This is a genomic window from Aureibaculum marinum (assembly GCF_003813905.1).
Classification (GTDB): Bacteria; Bacteroidota; Bacteroidia; order Flavobacteriales; family Flavobacteriaceae; genus Aureibaculum; species Aureibaculum marinum.
Window position 1 is genome coordinate 1 of sequence record NZ_RPFJ01000112.1, and the last position, 340, is coordinate 340.

A 340-nucleotide genomic window follows, 5' to 3' on the forward strand; every position below is an offset into this window, starting at 1 on the left:
TCTGAGGCAATTACCAATGTTGGTATCGCAGGACAAAGTACAGGAGCGATAGATATCACTGTTGTAGGAGGAGTAGGTCCATATAATTATTCATGGACAACATCAGATGGTAGCGGCTTAGTAGCGGCAGATGAAGATCAGACAGGTTTAAGTGCAGGTACCTATGCAGTTACAATTACTGATGCTAATGGATGTACCATTAGTGATAGTTATACGGTAACTGAGCCAGGAGCTTTAACAGTAAGTGGATCTTTAACACAATTATTATGTAATGGAGATAATAATGGAGCGATAGATATCACTGTTGTAGGAGGAGTAGGTCCATATAATTATTCATGGA

General features: G+C 39.4%; 1 protein-coding gene. It reads left to right on the forward strand.

Annotated features, from left to right (window positions below; all coding sequences use genetic code 11):
- Positions 1–340, forward strand: a 340-nt coding sequence (locus EGM88_RS15600) for a SprB repeat-containing protein (protein ID WP_203229475.1), incomplete at both ends; no start/stop codon positions are given.